A 16,026-nucleotide genomic window follows, 5' to 3' on the forward strand; every position below is an offset into this window, starting at 1 on the left:
CTGCCTCGGGCTTTTTAGCGGGGCCGGGGGGGCGGTGGCGGGGTTTGGGGACTTGCAGCGTGCCCTTCGCGCGCCAGCGCGCTTCCCACAAGGCCGGGGCATAATAGGTGGATGAACGAGAGCAAGGCTTCACAGCCGCCCAAGTTGCTGCTTCGCCTGGCGCGCCCCGGCGACGTCCCCGAACTCGTGGCCCTCACCGCTCGTGTTTACACGGCCGAGTGGGGGCATTCCGCGGAGATGCTGCAAGGCCAGCAGACGCATTTCCCCGAAGGGCAATTCGTCGTCGAATACGAGGGCCGGATCGTCGGCTTCTGCGCGACGTTCCGGATCGGCGAAGCCGTCGCGCTCGCCCCGCATACGTGGATGCAGATCACCGGCGGCGGTTTCGCCTCACGTCACGACCCCGAGGGCGACTGGCTCTACGGCATGGAAGTCGTGGTGCACCCCGATTATCGCGGCATGCGCATCGGACAGCGCCTGTACATGGCGCGCAAACGGTTGTGCACCGACCTCAAGCTGCGCGGCATCGTCTTCGGCGGCCGCGTGCCCGGCCTCGCCCGCGCCATCGGTCGCTACGGCAGTGCCGAAGCCTATGTACAGGCGGTCGTCGACGGCAGCCGCCGCGACCCCACCCTCAGCTTCCAGCTCCGCAACGGCTTCGAAGTGATCGGACTACTGCGCGGCTACGTCCCCTCCGACCACGAATCGCTCGGCTACGCCGCGCACCTCGTCTGGCGCAATCCGCACCGCCTCGACCAGCCGGACATGCCGCGCGTGTCGCAGAGCCACCGGTTGCCCGACAACGTGCGCGTCGCCTCGGTGCAGTACCAGCAGCGACGGATCGCCTCTTTCGCGGAATTCGCGACGCAGGTCGAGTACTTCGTGGACATCGCGGCCGACTACGACGCCGACTTCGTCGCCTTCCCCGAACTCCTCACGTTGCAGCTGCTGTCCATCGAGAACGCGGAGCTGTCGCCAGTGGATTCCATACGGCGGCTCTCCGAGTACACGGACGAGGTCAAGGCGCTGTTCCATCGCCTCGCCGTGCACTACAACATCAATATCGTCGGCGGCTCGCATCCCACGCGGCAACCCAACGGCGATATCCACAACGTCTGCTATGTGTGCCTGCGCGACGGCTCGATCCACGAGCGCGAAAAACTGCATCCCACGCCCAGCGAGCGCAACGTCTGGAACATCACCGGCGGTGACGCGGCGGCGACGATCCAGACCGACTGCGGTCCGATCGGCGTCATGATCTGCTACGACTCGGAATTTCCCGAGGTGGCCCGCCACCTCACCGACCAGGGCGCGTTGATCCTGTTCGTGCCCTTCTGTACCGACGTACGCGAGGGCTACCTGCGCGTGCGCTACTGCTCCCAGGCCCGCGCGATCGAGAACCAGTGCTATGTCGTCCTTTCCGGTAACGTCGGGAACCTGCCCGGCGTGAACAACTTCGATATCCAGTACGGGCAGAGTTGCATCCTCACGCCCAGCGACTTCCCTTTCGCGCGCGACGGCGTCGCCGCGGATTCCACGCCCAACATCGAAACCGTGCTGTTCGCCGACCTGCGCCTGGAAAACCTGGCCCGCGCCCGCAACTCCGGCGCCGTGCAGAACCTCAAGGACCGTCGCTACGACCTCTACGAAGTGCGCTGGACGCGCAACGCGGAGGTGAAATGAGCGACGCGCCGGAAACGGGGCCGGTACCCACCGCGTCGCCACTCGAACGCCTGCGGGGCCATGCGTGGTTGTCCCCCACCCAGTGGCGCCGACGCCTCCTCTTCTGGACGGGCGCGGTCATGGTGGGCCTCGCCGCCGTGTTCTTCGCCAAGGCCGCTGACTTCGCCTTCGAGCTGTTCCGGGGGGTGTCTTCGCATGGCTGGTGGGTGCCGCTCCTGATCACGCCCGTCACGTTCGCCCTACTCTGCTGGCTCACCCAAGGCGCGATGAAGGCCACGCGCGGTTCCGGTATTCCGCAGGCCATTGCCGCGCTCGAAGTCGAGGACGAGACCTTCCGCACCCGGCTGCTCTCGCTGAAGATCGCGGTGGGAAAGATGGCGCTCACGCTCGGCGCCCTGCTCGGTGGCGCGTCCGTCGGCCGCGAGGGGCCGACCGTCCACGTCGGTGCCGGACTGCTGTATTCACTGGGACGCCGCTTCGGTTTCGACGAACCGGCCGCCGCGGGACGTTTCATCCTCGCCGGCTCCGCCGCCGGTCTCGCCGCCGCATTCAACACGCCGCTGGCGGGCGTGGTGTTCGCGATCGAGGAGATGTCCGGGACCTTCGAGCACCGCATGAGCGGCACCCTGCTGACGGCCGTGATCGTGGCCGGTGTCGTGTCGCTGGGCGTCGTCGGCAACTACGCGTACTTCGGCGAGATCGGCGCCGCCTTGCCGCTGGGCAGGGCGTGGATCGCCGTGCTGCTCACAGGCATCGTCGGTGGACTGGCTGGCGGACTCTTCGCCCGCCTGATCCTGCCTTCGGCCCGCGGTTTCCGTGGACTGGTCGGTCGGCTGCGCGGCCGTAGCCCGGTGGTGTTCGCCGCGGCCTGTGGCCTCGCGCTCGTGCTGCTGAGCCTGATGAGCGCCAACGGCCTGTATGGCACGGGTTACGGCCAGGCGCGCGACATCCTGCAGGGGCATGGCGACACCGGCCCCTTCTTCGGCGTGCTGAAGTTCCTCGGCAACATCGCCTCGTCGTGGGCGGGCATTCCCGGTGGCATCTTCTCGCCGGCGCTCGCGGTCGGTGCCGGCCTGGGCGGCAATATCGCCCACCTGCTCCCGAGCGCCGACAGTTCGGCGGTCGTGCTCCTCGGCATGGCGGCGTACCTCGCGGGCGTGACGCAGTCGCCCCTCACCGCCGCCGTCATTTCGCTCGAACTCACGGCCAACCGGCAGATGGCGCTGCCGATCATGGCGGCCTGCCTGCTCGCTCGCGCCGTATCGGCGCTGGTCTGCCGCGTGCCCGTGTACAAGGCGCTTGCCGACCAGCTGGTCACGCAGTACGAGGAAGAACGCGCGCGACGCAACCCGCCCGCCGAAGAAGGACACGCATGAGCACCGACCCCCGCTGGGACCACCTGCTCCTCGACGTCGGCCTCGCCACGCTGTTGGACAACGGCGAGCCTTACGGCATGGTCGAACACGGCGCCATCGGCTGGCGCGACGGGCGCATCGCGTTCGCGGGACCCATGGCGGAACTGGCCGGCGAGCCGCACACCCTCGCCCGCCACGTCACGTCCCTGCCAGGCACCTGGGTGACGCCGGGACTCGTCGATTGCCACACACATCTCGTGTTCGGCGGCGAGCGCGCGCAGGAATTCGAACAACGACTCGAAGGCGCCAGCTACGAGGACATCGCGCGTGCCGGCGGGGGCATCGTGTCCAGCGTACGCGCCACGCGCGCCGCCAGCGAAGACGACCTGCTGCGCCAGTCGCTGCCACGCGCCGAGGCGCTCCTCGCCGACGGCGTCACCACCCTCGAGATCAAGTCGGGCTACGGTCTCGAACCCGATGCCGAGCGGCGCATGCTGCGCGTCGCCCGGCGCATCGGCGAAGAACTCGGCATCAGCGTATGCACCACCTTCCTCGGGCTGCACGCCCTGCCTCCGGAATACGCGGGAAGGCGGGACGATTACGTCGCCCTGGTGTGCGACACCATGCTGCCTTCCCTCGCCGATGAGGATCTCGTCGATGCCGTGGACGCCTTCTGCGAAGGCATCGGGTTCACCGCGGAAGAAACACGGCGACTGTTCGACAAGGCGACATCGCTGGGCCTGCCCGTGAAGCTGCATGCCGAGCAGCTGTCGGACCTGGGCGGCGCGGCGCTCGTTGCGCATTACGGCGGGTTGTCCGCCGACCACCTGGAGTGGACCAGCGACGACGGCGTACGCGCGATGGCCGAAGCGGGCACCGTTGCGGTCCTCCTGCCGGGTGCGTATTACGCCCTGCGCGACACGCGGCCGCCCCCGATCGAGGCGTTTCGCCGGCACGGCGTCGCCATGGCCGTCGCGACCGACCTCAACCCCGGCACGTCGCCGTTACTGTCGCTGCGCCTGGCGATGGGCATGGCATGCACCCTGTTCCGCCTGACGCCCGAAGAAGCGCTGCGCGGCGCCACGGTCAACGCGGCGCGTGCGCTCGGACTCGACGACCGGGGCACCCTCGCGGCGGGCCAGCGCGCCGACCTCGCGGTCTGGAACGTCCGGCACCTTCCCGAACTCTGCTACTGGATTGGCGGCAACCTGCTCAGGGAAAGTTGGATCGGCGGTGAGCGCGTTTTGCTCTAAGCGTTATCCGACGCGTTTTTCCGAATACTTCCATCGATCTTCCCGGCGCTCACCCCTACCATTCTCGGCGCTTTGCCTGTCGCAAACGCTGAGGATTGCCGTTGAAGCTTTCATGCCCGCCCTTCGTGCAGGGGCGCGTCGTCGTTCGCCTCGTCGTCTGCACGCTGCTGGCCTGCGTGGTGGCCGCCTGCGGCGGACGCGAGCAACAGCAGGATGAACGCGCCAAACGTGCGCGGCAGATGCGCGACGTGTCGCGCATGCTCGACGCCATGGAAGCGGACACATCGGCGGCGGGATCTTCCACCGCCGCCTCGCCCGCGCTGCCGGCACCCCGGGTCACCATCCCCGGGGCCACCGACGACGGGATGTCCCGCGGCCCTGGCACCTATCGTTCCCTCTTCGCGACATTGGCGCTCGCGATCGCGGGCGGCCTCGCCGTGTCGGGACTCGCCACGTTCGCGTGGCGACGGAAGCAACGTGTCGCGATGTCGACGACGGAAGGACCTTCGCTCGTCGGCGGTGTCGCCGAACCGTTCGTCGCGAATGCGCGCCCTCCCGCCGCACCGTCCTGGACCTATCGCAGGTCCTCGTTCGAGACGCCGCACATCCACATGCTGCCGGAACCCGTGGACCTGCTGGTGCCAGCCCACGTCGAGCTGCACGGGGAATCCGACGCGGCATCGTCGCTCGCGCGGGCGGCTGCCCTCGCCCAGCGGCTGCGGATCGACCTCGCGCGCGCGGCGTCACTTTCCGGTGCGACGCGGTTGCTGGCGATACGCACCCTCGCCGCCACCTTCGGTCACGACCCCGACGTGGACCATCCACTCGTCGTCGATGCACGCGTCGACATGCAACTGGCCTGGGCGTCATGGGTGGTCGGTGACGCCGCCGAGGCACGGTTCGTGGAAGCGGAGCGGCTTTGCGAACTATTGGCCGATGCGGAACCCGAGGCGAACGCACACGCCCTTCGACGACGGGGCGAGATAAGGCTGCGGCGCGCGGAACGCACCAAGGATTCCGACGCATTGGCTGAACTGGATCGCGCGCAGGCTTGTTTCGATGGAGCCCATGCGCAGGCCCCCGACGCCGCGACGGCCTTGCTCGTTGCCCAGGCCGCTTTGCGACGTGCGCGCCTCCTGCCACCGGGCGACGCGACCGATGCCTGTTCGCATGCCCTCGTCCACGCGTTCCTGGCGGAACACGACCCGGCGTGCCGGACCGACGCCCTCGCCTGCCGTCTCGATGTCCAGCTGCTTTACGAAACGCTTCCGCACCACGCCGGACTCGACGGCATCACCGCCTCGCTCGGACGCAGCCTGGAGGCGGCGGGTCCACTCGCGCCCGCGGCGCGCACGGCCCTCGCGGAAGCCGCGCTGCGCGACGGCGATGCCGCGAGGGCCGCAAGCCTGTGCGAATCGCTATGGCGCGACGGCAACACCGATATCAGGAGCCTCGCCATCTGGCGCGCCGCCTGCCGGGATTGGGCGAGCGCCGACGGCCATGACGAGCAGTCGCTCGCGCGGTCGCTGCGACACCTCGCCATCGCTCGATCCACCCTCTGACCCATGAACCGAGTCCGCGCATGAAAACGTCCAGCGACATCCCTCAGCCCTTTTGGCCCAACCGCTATGGCCTCACCGCCGCCGTCACCGTGGACAATCCGGTTGCCCGCTCGCTCCAGCTTTATGGCGAATGGGCCGAGCACGAAACGACGCTGCTCAGCGGGCTTGTCGAGGAAGGACATACCGTGCTCGAGGTCGGCGGCGATTTCGCGGCGCATGCGCTGTGGATGGCACAGATCGTGGGACCGCAGGGCGAAGTGCACGTCGCGGAGTCGCGCCGCATCCGCTTCCAGCAGGCATGCGCCAACGTGGCGATCAACCAACTCGACAACGTGTTCACCCATCCGGTGTGGCTGGGGCGTGGCAAGGGCACGTCCGCCCTCGGCACCATCGTGCGCGATGCGGGCGCCGGCGCGGCGGAGAAAGTCCGCATTGCCACGGTGGATAGCCTGCGGCTCGACGCGCTGCACCTCCTGAAGGTCAACCAGGCGCACGCTCTGGTCGACGTGCTCGCCGGCGCTGGCGACACCCTTCGCACCCATCGTCCCTTGATCTACGCCCGCCTGTCCGGACTCGATGACGCCCAGGCGGAAATCGAAGCCATCAAGGCACTCGGTTATCGTGCCTGGTCGCACGTGCCCTACCTGTTCAACAGCGAGAATCATGCGGGCATCGACGCGAACATCTTCCCGGGCATGGTCCAGCAGAACGTCATCGCCGCGCCGCCCGATAGCCGCTTCGAATTTGCGGAACGCCTGGAGCTCTAGCCGGCCGTGGACAACATCGCGGCGAGTGCTTCGACATGGGCCGCGTGCCCCTCGTCGCCGAATACCGCGATCTCGGTTTCCGGCAGGACCGGCCAGCGCCGCGACGGCTTGAGGACTTTCATGCCGGCGCGTGCGAACGAACGCGCCTGCGGCGTCACGCCGAGGCCCGCCAATACCGCGGCCTCGAGGCTGGCGAGATTGCCGACGACGCAGGCGGCGGTCCATGGCCTGCCGGCGGCTTCGAGCGCCGCGATACCCGCATCGCGATAGGCACACGGCTCACGCAGCAGCACGAGCGGCGCGCTGTCGCCTTCGTCCTCGCGAAACGAGGAGGACGCCACCCACGCCATGGGCTCGCGCCAGGCCACGCGACCGCGCGCGGCGCCGTCACCGCTGCGCTGCCTCGTCACGACGATGTCCAGCCGGCCTTCGTCCAGATCGTGCAACAGCTCGACGCCCGGCGCCGTGCTCAAGTCGATACGCCGCCCCGGCTGCTCTGCGTTGAGCTGCGCGAGCAAGGCCGGCAATCGTGTCGCGATGAGGTTCTCGGAGACGCCGAGGCGCAGGTTCGTTTCCGGCGTCGCGCCCTGTACCCCGTCGAGGAAGCGCTCATAGTCGACGATCAACTTGCGGGCGCTTTCCAGCAGGGCTTCGCCGCGGGGCGTCAAGCGCAAGCCACGACTGTTCCTGGCAAAGACCTTCCAGCCCAGTTGATCTTCCAGGCGCGCGATTTTCTGGCTGACTGCCGACTGCGTCCGATTGATCCGCCCGGCGGCCGCGGTAAACCCGCCCGTTTCCGCGACAGCAAGCAAGGCGCGCAGTTGGTCGATGTCGATGTCGGGGCGGTGAGTCATTAGTTATTCTGATGGCTCCATTCATGCTATTCGCTTGTCTGATGAATTGCCACGGCGCCTAATGACGGCATTCCTTCTGGAGCAGACACATGAACACGCATTCCGTGGACCTCGTCGAGCGCTTCTGGCGCGACGTCTGGATCGCCCGCAATCCGGACGCCGTCGACGAACTGGTCGCCGAAGACGTCGGCATCACGTCCGGCAACGTCCGGATCGATGGCCGCGAGGCGTTCAAGCAGTGGATCGCGACCTTTCTCGCCAGCATCGAGGATTTCCACTTCGAATCGGTGGAAACCTTCCAGAACCACGCCGGCGACCGCGTCGCCTCGCGCTGGAAGGTTAGCGGCCGCAACAAGGGATTCATGGGCCTGGAACCATGTGGGACGCCGTTCGAGATGACGGGCACGGCCGTCTGGCATGTCCGTGAAGACGGCCTCCTCCAGCACAACTGGGTGGAGCGCAACGCGCTCGAAGTGCACCGGTCCGTCCTTGCGAGCCAGAGGGAGCGGGCCTCCGCCACTCACTGACGAGTTGCGGTCCCGCGGCCAACAAAAAGCCCCGCTTCGAGCGGGGCTTCTCGTCTCACGCCTGGGAAGACTTACGCCTTCTTGCGCGGTGCGGCCTTCTTGGCGGCAGGCTTGGCAGTGGCCGGCTTCGCGACGGCGGCGCCGGTGACGACGTCGATGTGCGGACGGGCATTGCCATAGCTGGAACGGTAGATCTTGCCGCGACGGGTGCGGCGGTCGCCCTTGCCCATGGGAAACTCCTTGATTCGTAATGATGGAGAGGAACGGCCGGCCATCGTATCAGCGGCCGCGCAAAGCGCAAGTGGACCCGTTCAGTGAGCGTGGGTCTCGCCCTTCCCACAGCCTTCCTGTTCGTCCGGGCACGGGCCATGGTCGAACTGGACGGTGGCGTGGTCCACGCGCCAGCGCTCGCTGAGCATCCGCTTGATTGCCGCCAGCGCGCGGGCCTGGTCGGCCTGCTCCGCACCGGGCGCCAGCTCCGCGTGCAGCGTCGCCATGCGCGACCCCGCGGTTACCTGCCATACGTGCACGTGGTGGATGTCCACGATCCCCGCATCGGCGGTGTGCAGTTCGCGTTGGACGTCCGCCAGGTCCACACCTTCGGGCATGCCCTCGAGGAGGATGTGGCCCGATCGGCGGACCAGCGACCACGCGCTGCGCAGGATCAGCAGGGACACCAGGATCGAGAGCGCCGGATCGGCCCAGTTCCAGTCCAGCCAGCGTACCGCGAGCGCCGCGAGCACCGCGGCGACCGAGCCCAGCAGGTCGCCCAGCACGTGCAGGCTGGCGCCCGCGATGTTGACGTCATCCGGGTCGTGTCCATGCAGCATGCGCAGCACCACGACGTTGGCGACGAGGCCCAGCGATGCCACGACCAGCATCACGCCGGAAAGGATGGGTTGCGGAGCGAACAGGCGCTGCAGCGCCTCGTAGACGATGAAGCCGACGAGGGCGAACTGGGTCAAGGCGTTGACGAAGCCCGCCAGGACTTCAATGCGCCCGTAGCCGTACGTACGCCGCGCATCGGCCGGCCGCGCGGCGAAACGCGCGCCGAGGAACGCGAGCAGCAAGGCGAGCGCATCGACCAGCATGTGGCCTGCGTCCGCCAGCAGCGCCAGCGAGCCCGAGACGATGCCGCCCGCCGCCTCCGCCACCAGCATGACCAAGGTCAGGACGAAGGCGAATAACAGCTTGCGCTCGCTGCTCCCCGCCACGTGTGCATGGTCGTGGTCGTGCGCGTGACTGTGTCCGTGGGAATGAGCGTGATCGTGTGCCATGGGGCGAAGGCTAGGGAATGGCGTCGCGGTTACACAATCACGGGTGGGCGCAGGAGGGACCATGGATGTGGCCCGCATGCCCGCTGCGATCGACGCGCAGATTGACGAAATGCGCGGACGCCACCAGGAGGCCACCGCAGGTGACGAGCACGCTGTGAACCAACGGCGAGTGGCCGTGCAGGAAAGTGACTCCCAGCATCAACAGCACGAGCCCGGGAATCGCGAACACCAGGGGCGCGCGCCGGCGATGCCGGCGATAACCCGAAATGAGCGCCAGGCTGGCGAGCACCGACGCGAAGGCGACGAAGCCGGCCTCGAAACGATGGTCCGCGAGGAAGGAGAGCCCCATCACGGGCAACAACGCAATGACGAAAGGCAGCGCCGCGCAATGAATGGCGCAGAGGAATGACGCGGTCGCGCCCAGGCGGTCGGCGGCATGCCACCAGCGGCGGGGTGTTTCCGGATCGGCGGTTGGATCGGTCATCGAATGCATAGCGTGACTAGTTGCACGGGTCGAGGCAAGCGATGATACTTTATAACATTGCAAAACCCAACACGGAGATTCACCCCGATGCGTAGAACCCTCATCGCCCTGGCCCTTGCCGCCAGTTTCGGCGCCACTCAGCCGGTCCGGGCCGACGACGCTCCCCAGGACAATCAGGCGGGCGAAACGAAGAACGCTCAGGGCAAGGGCCGCAAGAGCGCCGAAAAGCTCGATGCCATCGTGGTCAATGCCGTTCCGCTGGGCCAGAACGCGGACCAGATCGTGGCGCCCGTCGCGGTACTGGCCGGCTCGGCGTTGGACGATGCGAAGGGCGTATCGCTGGGCGAGACGGTTTCCTCCATCCCCGGCGTGCAGACGTCCGCCCTCGGCACCGCGGTGGGCCGGCCGGTGATCCGCGGCCTCGACGGTCCGCGCGTGGCCGTGCTGGAGAACGGCCTCTCCTCGCAGGACGTGTCCAATGTCAGCCAGGACCATGCCGTGACGCTCGAGCCCTTCCTCGCCGACCAGATCGAGGTACTCAAGGGCCCGGCGACCCTGCTCTACGGCTCCGGTGCGATCGGCGGCGTGGTGAACGTTGTCGATGGCCGTGTACCCGAGAAAGCCCCGGACAACGGCTTCGCCGGACGCGCCGAGATGCGCCACGACTCCGTGTCCGACGGCAGGACGGGCATGCTCCGCCTCGATGCCGGTAACGACCAGTTCGCGATCCACGTCGACGGCATGCACCGCGACAATGACGACTACGACGTTCCCGGCGGTACGCTGGCGAACAGCGCCGTGAAGACGAGCTCCGGGGCGGTCGGCGCGTCGCTCCTCGGCTCGTGGGGCTATGTCGGCCTCTCGGTGTCGCGCTTCCTCGACCTTTACGGCAGCCCCGCGGAACCGGGCGACGCCGCCGAAGGCGAGGATCCGGTACACATCAAGATGGCGCAGACCAACTACACGCTGAAAGGCGGGTTGGTGAAGCCGCTAGACGGCATCGACAAGGTCGAGTTCAGCCTCGGGCACGGCGCCTACCAGCATGTGGAATTCGAAGGCGACGTGCCAGGCACGACCTTCTCGACCAACAGCAACCAGGGGCGTCTGGTCGTCACCCACGAGCCCATCGCGGGATGGGATGGCGCGTTCGGCGTGCAGACCCAGCATCGCCAGTTTTCCGCCGTGGGCGAGGAGACATTCGTCCCGCCCACTGCTACCACCGGCGTCGGCGTGTTCCTGACCGAACAACGTGAGTTCGGGCCGGTGAAGTTGGAACTGGGTGCGCGCCACGACAAGCAAACCGTCGACCCGGAGAACGGTCCCAAGCGCGACTTCGCGCCGAACAGCTTCTCGGCCGGCATCGCATGGCGTTTCGCGGAGCAGTGGCACCTGTCGTTCAATCTCGACCACGCGGAACGCGCGCCCTCCGAGGAGGAGCTGTTCGCCAATGGCCCGCACGCGGCCTCGAACACGTTCGAGATCGGCGGCGACCTGCAGAAGGAAAAATCGAACCAGGCGGAACTGGGCCTGCACTTCCACGGCGACGTCGTCGAAGGAAAGGTCGCCGTGTACTACAACAAGTACAAGAACTTCATTTACCTCGCCGACACCGGCGACATCGAGGACGACTTGCCGGTTCGCGTCTGGTCGCAGAACGACGCCACGTTCCGGGGTGCCGAAGCGGAAGCGACATTCCACCTGGCGAAAGGCCCGTCGGGGAATTGGGACTTGCGCGTATTCGGCGACACCGTGCGCGCGACGCTCTCGGACGGCGCCGGCAATGTCCCGCGCATTCCCGCCGGACGCATCGGCTCGACACTGAGCTGGAATGTCGACGGGCTGCGCGCGAGCCTCGGCGCGGTGCGTTACATGAAGCAGGACAAGATCGCGGCGTTCGAGACCGATACCGCCGGCTACACGCTCGTCAATGCGCATCTCGCCTGGACCTTCGTCAACGACGACCGCAGCCAGTGGGAGGCATTCGTCGACGGCAACAACCTCACGAACCAGACGGCCCGCCCGGCGACATCGCTGTTCAAGGACGTCGCGCCGCTGCCGGGTCGCAATGTGTCGGTCGGCGTTCGCGCTTACTTCTGAGTTCCCGGCCGCCCTGCCCCTCCCTCCCCGGGGTGGCTGGAACAGTGGGGCGTCCGTAAGGGCGCCCCTTTTTTCGCGCTACACGGACTCGCGGCAGTTCTTGCAGGTGCCGTGCACTTCGAGGGTCTGGGCCTGCGGGCGGAAGCCGAGCGCTTTTGCCTGGGCCTCGATGAGTTCGGCGACGCGCTCGTCGCAGACTTCCTGTGCGCACTGGCAGGTATCGCAGATGAGGAAGGGCACCTGGTGCGCTTCCTGCGGATGATGGCAGGACACGTACGCGTTGATCGACTCCAGCTTGTGGATGAAGCCGTTCTCGAGCAGGAAATCTAGCGCGCGATAGACCGTGGGCGGTGCCGCATTGCCATGTTTTTCGCGGAGGCGGTCGAGCAAGTCGTACGCCTTGACCGGCTTACCGGCGCCGGCAACGAGCTCCAGCACTTCCCGGCGCAGCGGCGTCAGTCGCAGGCCACGCTCGGACGACGCCTGCTCCACCGCGGCAACGAAGCCATGAGCGTCGTCGTGGTGCTGGTGGTGGTGTCGGTGGGCAGCGCTGGTCACATGGGTATCCTCGTACCTGTCATCCTAACATGAGGACAGTTCACGGCTTTTTCGACCCTGGCAACGGTGGCGGATGGCGAGCGGCAGGCGGTTGGCGCGCAGGCAGGAACGGCACGATCCAACCGAAGGGACCCAGGATCAGCGAGGCGATGACGCCAGCCTTCAAGCGGCCCCGCCACCAGCCCAGCAAGCCGCCGACGACCACGAAGACCACCTGCCAGAGGATCATCTCGCCCCAGGGCACGAGGCCCATGAGGTTCGTGAAGATATGGACGAACGCATGGGGATCGTCGGGATCGACGCCCCGCATGGCTTTCGCGAGCAGCTCATCCATGGAGATCGTCCGGCCTTCGGATCCCACAGGATGTCATGCAATCACCCCGTCGCGCCCGACCGGCGCAGCGCCTCATCGATACGACCCAGCGCGCCCTCGCGACCCGCGAGGTAGATCGTGTGCTCGATCGACGGCGACACCTGGGTGCCGGTCATGGCCACGCGCAGCGGCGCGGCGACCTTGCCCATGCCCAGTTCGAGCGACGCTGCGATACGCTCCACCGCGCCGTGCACGGCTTCCGGCGACCACTCCGGAAGAGCGGCGAGCTCCGCCTTCGCGGCCTCGAGTGCCTTCGGCGCCGTGTCGTTGCGGAGGTGCTTCTCCACGGCCTTGTCGTCCCATTCGACGATGGGGCCGTACCAGATCTTGGCGCGCTCGGCCATTTCCTTGAAGGTCTGCACGCGATCGCGCAGCGCCACGACGACGTCGGCGGGATCGGGGCCCTGCGTGGCGTCGACGCCGCTCCTCTCCAGGTGCCAGGCGAGCTCCGGCCCGAGGGTCGAAGGGTCGTCGGTCTTCAGGTAATGCTGGTTCAACCACGAGAGCTTGTTGACGTCGAAACGCGAGGCCGCCTTGTTCACGTCGGAAACGTCGAACAGCGCCGTCATCTCGTCCACCGAGAAAATTTCCTGGTCACCATGCGACCAGCCGAGGCGCACGAGGTAGTTGAGCAGCGCGTGCGGCAGGAAACCATCGTCGCGGTACTGCATGACGCTCACGGCACCATGCCGCTTCGAAAGCTTCTGCCCGTCAGGCCCGAGGATCATCGGCAGGTGCGCGAACTCCGGAACCGGGGCGCCCAGCGCCTTGTAGATATTGATCTGGCGCGGCGTGTTGTTCACATGGTCGTCGCCGCGGATCACCTCGGTGATGCCCATGTCGATATCGTCGACGACCACGGCGAAGTTGTAGGTGGGGAAACCGTCGGAACGGAAGATGACGAGGTCGTCGAGCTCCTCGTTCGACCATTCGATGCGTCCCTTGACCTTGTCCTCGAACACCACCGAACCCGACGCCGGGTTCTTGAAGCGAATGACGCGATTCGGATCGTCGCGGTACGGCTCGTTGCGCTCACGGTAGTAGCCGTTGTAGCGCGGCTTCACGCCCGCGGCCATCGCCGCGTTGCGCATGGCCTCGATCTCTTCCTTCGTCTCGTAGGCGTAGTACGCCTTGCCCTCGCGCAGGAGCTGGTCCGCCACTTCGCGGTACCGGTCCATGCGCAGGGTCTGGTAGTACGGGCCCTCGTCGTGCACCAGCCCGAGCCACGACATGCCGTCGAGGATCGCCTGCACGGCTTCCTGCGTGGACCGCTCGCGATCGGTGTCCTCGATGCGCAGCACGAACTCACCGCCGCGGCGGCGGGCCTCGAGCCAGCAGTACAGCGCGGTGCGCGCGCCCCCGATGTGCAGGTATCCGGTGGGGCTGGGGGCGAAACGGGTGCGAACGGTCATCGTTGGGGTCATCGGGCGGACAAGCGGACTATTTTACCGGCTTTGCGTCCGACCCGCTGTCATCCTCCGGTCATACGCCCATCACCGTCGCGACATCGCCCCGCGAGAACATGCGCCAAGCCAGGCCATGAGGCACCGCCATGCGAGTCGGCATCGTTACCGAGACCTACGCACCGGACGTGAACGGCGTCGCCCTCACCGTCCAGTCACTCGCCCGCGGCATGGTCCGTCGCGGCCATGCCATCGACCTGATCCGGCCGATCGATCCGGCGACCCCGCCGCTCGCCGACGCCGGGATGGATGTCCTCGCCGTCGAAGGGGCCGCGGTGCCCCGGTATGCAGGCCTGCGCTTTGGCTTGCCCTCCCGTTTTCGCCTCGAGCGCCGCTGGCGCGCCGACCGGCCGGATGCCGTCTATGTGGCCACGGAAGGCCCCTTGGGCTGGAGCGCCGTCAGCGCGGCCCGGCGCCTCGGTATTCCGGTCGCCACCGGTTTCCACACCCGCTTCGACTTCTACGTCGGCCATTACGGTTTCGGCGCGCTCACACCGCTCGTCAGGCATTACCTCACGCGCTTCCACAAACGGGCCCAGACGACGCTCGTCCCCACGGGGCAACTCGCCGGCGAGCTCAACGACCTGGGCGTGCACGACGTGCGCGTGCTCCGTCGCGCCGTCGACACCGTGCGCTTCCATCCCGAGCGTCGCGACGAGAGCCTCCGTGCATCCTGGGGCGCCGCACCCGACGCGCCCGTGGTCCTCTGCGTGGGACGCGTGGCGCCGGAGAAGAACCTGGACGTGACGATCGACGCCTATCGCGCCCTCGCTCGCCGCGTGCCGGAGGCCCGTTGCGTCATCGTCGGCGACGGCCCGGGCCGCGCGGCGCTGGAAGCAGCGCATCCGGACGTGATCTTCGCGGGGACCCGGCGCGGCGATGACCTTGCCGCCTATTACGCCAGCGCCGACCTCTTCGTCTTCCCGAGCCTCACCGAGACTTTCGGCAACGTGGTCCTCGAGGCCATGGCCTCGGGCGTCCCCGTCGTCGCCTATGCCGAAGCCGCCGCCCGCGAGTTCATCCGCAACGGGCAGAACGGCATCCGGGTGGCACCGGGCAACGAAGGCGGCCTGGTCGAACGTGCCGCCGCACTAGGCGCCGATGCCACGGTGCGCACCGCCATGGGTGCCGCCGCACGTGCGTCCGTCGCCGGCCTCTCGCCCGACTCGGTCGTCGCGGCGTTCGAGTCGATCATGCAGTCCCTCGCCGAGGAACACGTCCATGCACGCAGCACCGCCGTCGCCGCGTAGGGCGAACCTCGATCGGCGCATGTGCGTCGCCGCCAACCGCTGGGGCGCGCGTCGCGCCATCGGCATCTTCTTCGGTGCCGTCAGTCGCCTGGGCGATGGCGTCTTCTGGTACGCACTGATGACGGTGATCGCCATCGTCGGCGGATGGCGCGGCGTCGCCGTCGCCGCGCAAATGGCGATCACCGGTCTTACTGCGCTGATGCTTTATCGCGTGCTGAAACGCTGGACTCGGCGCCCGCGTCCGTTCCGCACCTGCCCCGGCGTCATCGCGCACGTGCCGCCGCTCGACGAATTCAGCTTTCCCTCCGGGCACACGCTGCAGGCGGTGTCGTTCACCGTCGTGGCCGTCGCGCATTACCCGGTACTGGCGCCCTTCCTTATCGGGTTCGCCGCGCTCGTGGGTGCCTCGCGCGTCGTCCTCGGCCTGCACTATCCCAGCGACGTGCTGGCCGCCACAGCTATCGGCGGCGGGCTTGGCACGCTATCGCTGTGGGCCGAGCGCGTGCTGGTCTAAAGCAAACCG

General features: G+C 67.6%; 16 protein-coding genes. 9 read left to right on the forward strand and 7 right to left on the reverse strand.

All coding sequences use genetic code 11. From position 1 onward, the window contains the following. Nucleotides 1–111 precede the first annotated feature (111 nt). The 5 genes from ACQKIE_RS18025 to ACQKIE_RS18045 all read left to right on the forward strand — a co-directional run bounded on the left by ACQKIE_RS18025 (nucleotide 112) and on the right by ACQKIE_RS18045 (nucleotide 6,620). Entirely contained in the window at nucleotides 112–1,683 is a 1,572-nt protein-coding gene (locus tag ACQKIE_RS18025) for a GNAT family N-acetyltransferase (RefSeq protein ID WP_427461716.1), read from the forward strand. Further along, nucleotides 1,680–3,059, forward strand: a complete 1,380-nt coding sequence (locus tag ACQKIE_RS18030; protein ID WP_427461718.1) for a chloride channel protein — start codon at nucleotides 1,680–1,682, stop codon at nucleotides 3,057–3,059. Before ACQKIE_RS18025 ends, ACQKIE_RS18030 begins: the two co-directional genes overlap by 4 nt. After that, nucleotides 3,056–4,291, forward strand: a complete 1,236-nt coding sequence (gene hutI, locus ACQKIE_RS18035) for an imidazolonepropionase (protein ID WP_427461720.1) — start codon at nucleotides 3,056–3,058, stop codon at nucleotides 4,289–4,291. Before ACQKIE_RS18030 ends, hutI begins: the two co-directional genes overlap by 4 nt. A gap of 101 nt (nucleotides 4,292–4,392) precedes the next feature. After that, complete coding sequence (locus ACQKIE_RS18040; RefSeq protein WP_427461722.1) at nucleotides 4,393–5,853, forward strand: hypothetical protein; 1,461 nt, start codon at nucleotides 4,393–4,395, stop codon at nucleotides 5,851–5,853. Between the two features lie 20 nt (nucleotides 5,854–5,873). Next, the gene (locus tag ACQKIE_RS18045; protein ID WP_427461724.1) at nucleotides 5,874–6,620 is read left to right on the forward strand and encodes a hypothetical protein; all 747 of its coding nucleotides are present in this window, start codon (nucleotides 5,874–5,876) and stop codon (nucleotides 6,618–6,620) included. Here ACQKIE_RS18045 and ACQKIE_RS18050 read toward each other — a convergent pair. Next, entirely contained in the window at nucleotides 6,617–7,474 is an 858-nt protein-coding gene (locus ACQKIE_RS18050) for a LysR substrate-binding domain-containing protein (RefSeq protein ID WP_427461726.1), read from the reverse strand. The two genes, ACQKIE_RS18045 and ACQKIE_RS18050, sit on opposite strands and share 4 nt — an antisense overlap. Before the next feature lie 89 nt (nucleotides 7,475–7,563). Here ACQKIE_RS18050 and ACQKIE_RS18055 point away from each other — a divergent pair, with 89 nt between their 5' ends. Further along, nucleotides 7,564–8,001 (forward strand): ester cyclase, encoded by a 438-nt coding sequence (locus ACQKIE_RS18055; protein ID WP_427461728.1) that lies wholly within the window; start codon nucleotides 7,564–7,566, stop codon nucleotides 7,999–8,001. A gap of 71 nt (nucleotides 8,002–8,072) precedes the next feature. Here the strand turns inward: ACQKIE_RS18055 and ACQKIE_RS18060 are convergent, their stop codons facing one another. The 3 genes from ACQKIE_RS18060 to ACQKIE_RS18070 all read right to left on the reverse strand — a co-directional run bounded on the left by ACQKIE_RS18060 (nucleotide 8,073) and on the right by ACQKIE_RS18070 (nucleotide 9,762). Next, nucleotides 8,073–8,231, reverse strand: coding sequence for a 30S ribosomal protein THX (locus tag ACQKIE_RS18060; protein ID WP_167026439.1), 159 nt, complete (start codon nucleotides 8,229–8,231; stop codon nucleotides 8,073–8,075). Between the two features lie 81 nt (nucleotides 8,232–8,312). Next, nucleotides 8,313–9,278, reverse strand: coding sequence for a cation diffusion facilitator family transporter (locus tag ACQKIE_RS18065; protein WP_427461730.1), 966 nt, complete (start codon nucleotides 9,276–9,278; stop codon nucleotides 8,313–8,315). Between the two features lie 37 nt (nucleotides 9,279–9,315). After that, nucleotides 9,316–9,762 carry a MerC domain-containing protein gene (locus tag ACQKIE_RS18070; RefSeq protein ID WP_427461732.1) on the reverse strand — a complete coding sequence of 149 codons (447 nt, stop codon included), beginning with the start codon at nucleotides 9,760–9,762 and terminating at the stop codon, nucleotides 9,316–9,318. Between the two features lie 87 nt (nucleotides 9,763–9,849). Here ACQKIE_RS18070 and ACQKIE_RS18075 point away from each other — a divergent pair, with 87 nt between their 5' ends. Beyond that, complete coding sequence (locus ACQKIE_RS18075) at nucleotides 9,850–11,859, forward strand: TonB-dependent receptor (protein ID WP_427461734.1); 2,010 nt, start codon at nucleotides 9,850–9,852, stop codon at nucleotides 11,857–11,859. A gap of 78 nt (nucleotides 11,860–11,937) precedes the next feature. Here the strand turns inward: ACQKIE_RS18075 and ACQKIE_RS18080 are convergent, their stop codons facing one another. Genes ACQKIE_RS18080 through gltX form a run of 3 tightly spaced genes read right to left on the reverse strand, consistent with a single transcriptional unit; the run spans nucleotide 11,938 to nucleotide 14,202 of the window. After that, nucleotides 11,938–12,417, reverse strand: a complete 480-nt coding sequence (locus tag ACQKIE_RS18080; RefSeq protein WP_427461736.1) for a transcriptional repressor — start codon at nucleotides 12,415–12,417, stop codon at nucleotides 11,938–11,940. A gap of 40 nt (nucleotides 12,418–12,457) precedes the next feature. Then, nucleotides 12,458–12,751 (reverse strand): hypothetical protein, encoded by a 294-nt coding sequence (locus tag ACQKIE_RS18085; RefSeq protein WP_427461738.1) that lies wholly within the window; start codon nucleotides 12,749–12,751, stop codon nucleotides 12,458–12,460. 41 nt (nucleotides 12,752–12,792) lie between these two features. After that, the gene (gene gltX / locus ACQKIE_RS18090; RefSeq protein ID WP_427461740.1) at nucleotides 12,793–14,202 is read right to left on the reverse strand and encodes a glutamate--tRNA ligase; all 1,410 of its coding nucleotides are present in this window, start codon (nucleotides 14,200–14,202) and stop codon (nucleotides 12,793–12,795) included. A gap of 140 nt (nucleotides 14,203–14,342) precedes the next feature. Here gltX and ACQKIE_RS18095 point away from each other — a divergent pair, with 140 nt between their 5' ends. Then, nucleotides 14,343–15,503 (forward strand): glycosyltransferase family 4 protein, encoded by a 1,161-nt coding sequence (locus ACQKIE_RS18095; protein WP_427461742.1) that lies wholly within the window; start codon nucleotides 14,343–14,345, stop codon nucleotides 15,501–15,503. Then, nucleotides 15,475–16,017: a phosphatase PAP2 family protein gene (locus ACQKIE_RS18100; protein ID WP_427461744.1), complete on the forward strand. Its 543-nt coding sequence runs from the start codon at nucleotides 15,475–15,477 to the stop codon at nucleotides 16,015–16,017. Before ACQKIE_RS18095 ends, ACQKIE_RS18100 begins: the two co-directional genes overlap by 29 nt. The last annotated feature ends 9 nt before the right edge of the window (nucleotides 16,018–16,026 follow it).

Source organism: Luteibacter sp. NPDC031894 (genome assembly GCF_050273135.1).
In the GTDB taxonomy this organism is placed as follows: Bacteria; Pseudomonadota; Gammaproteobacteria; order Xanthomonadales; family Rhodanobacteraceae; genus Luteibacter.

Bases quoted from the DNA above. Each gene is read 5' to 3' on its own strand.
- ACQKIE_RS18025 (WP_427461716.1), top strand. From the start codon at position 112: ATGAACGAGAGCAAGGCTTCACAGCCGCCCAAGTTGCTGCTTCGCCTG.
- ACQKIE_RS18030 (WP_427461718.1), top strand. From the start codon at position 1,680: ATGAGCGACGCGCCGGAAACGGGGCCGGTACCCACCGCGTCGCCACTC.
- hutI (WP_427461720.1), top strand. From the start codon at position 3,056: ATGAGCACCGACCCCCGCTGGGACCACCTGCTCCTCGACGTCGGCCTC.
- ACQKIE_RS18045 (WP_427461724.1), top strand. From the start codon at position 5,874: ATGAAAACGTCCAGCGACATCCCTCAGCCCTTTTGGCCCAACCGCTAT.
- ACQKIE_RS18050 (WP_427461726.1), bottom strand. From the start codon at position 7,474: ATGACTCACCGCCCCGACATCGACATCGACCAACTGCGCGCCTTGCTT.
- ACQKIE_RS18055 (WP_427461728.1), top strand. From the start codon at position 7,564: ATGAACACGCATTCCGTGGACCTCGTCGAGCGCTTCTGGCGCGACGTC.
- ACQKIE_RS18060 (WP_167026439.1), bottom strand. From the start codon at position 8,231: ATGGGCAAGGGCGACCGCCGCACCCGTCGCGGCAAGATCTACCGTTCC.
- ACQKIE_RS18065 (WP_427461730.1), bottom strand. From the start codon at position 9,278: ATGGCACACGATCACGCTCATTCCCACGGACACAGTCACGCGCACGAC.
- ACQKIE_RS18070 (WP_427461732.1), bottom strand. From the start codon at position 9,762: ATGACCGATCCAACCGCCGATCCGGAAACACCCCGCCGCTGGTGGCAT.
- ACQKIE_RS18075 (WP_427461734.1), top strand. From the start codon at position 9,850: ATGCGTAGAACCCTCATCGCCCTGGCCCTTGCCGCCAGTTTCGGCGCC.
- ACQKIE_RS18085 (WP_427461738.1), bottom strand. From the start codon at position 12,751: ATGGATGAGCTGCTCGCGAAAGCCATGCGGGGCGTCGATCCCGACGAT.
- gltX (WP_427461740.1), bottom strand. From the start codon at position 14,202: ATGACCGTTCGCACCCGTTTCGCCCCCAGCCCCACCGGATACCTGCAC.
- ACQKIE_RS18095 (WP_427461742.1), top strand. From the start codon at position 14,343: ATGCGAGTCGGCATCGTTACCGAGACCTACGCACCGGACGTGAACGGC.
- ACQKIE_RS18100 (WP_427461744.1), top strand. From the start codon at position 15,475: ATGCACGCAGCACCGCCGTCGCCGCGTAGGGCGAACCTCGATCGGCGC.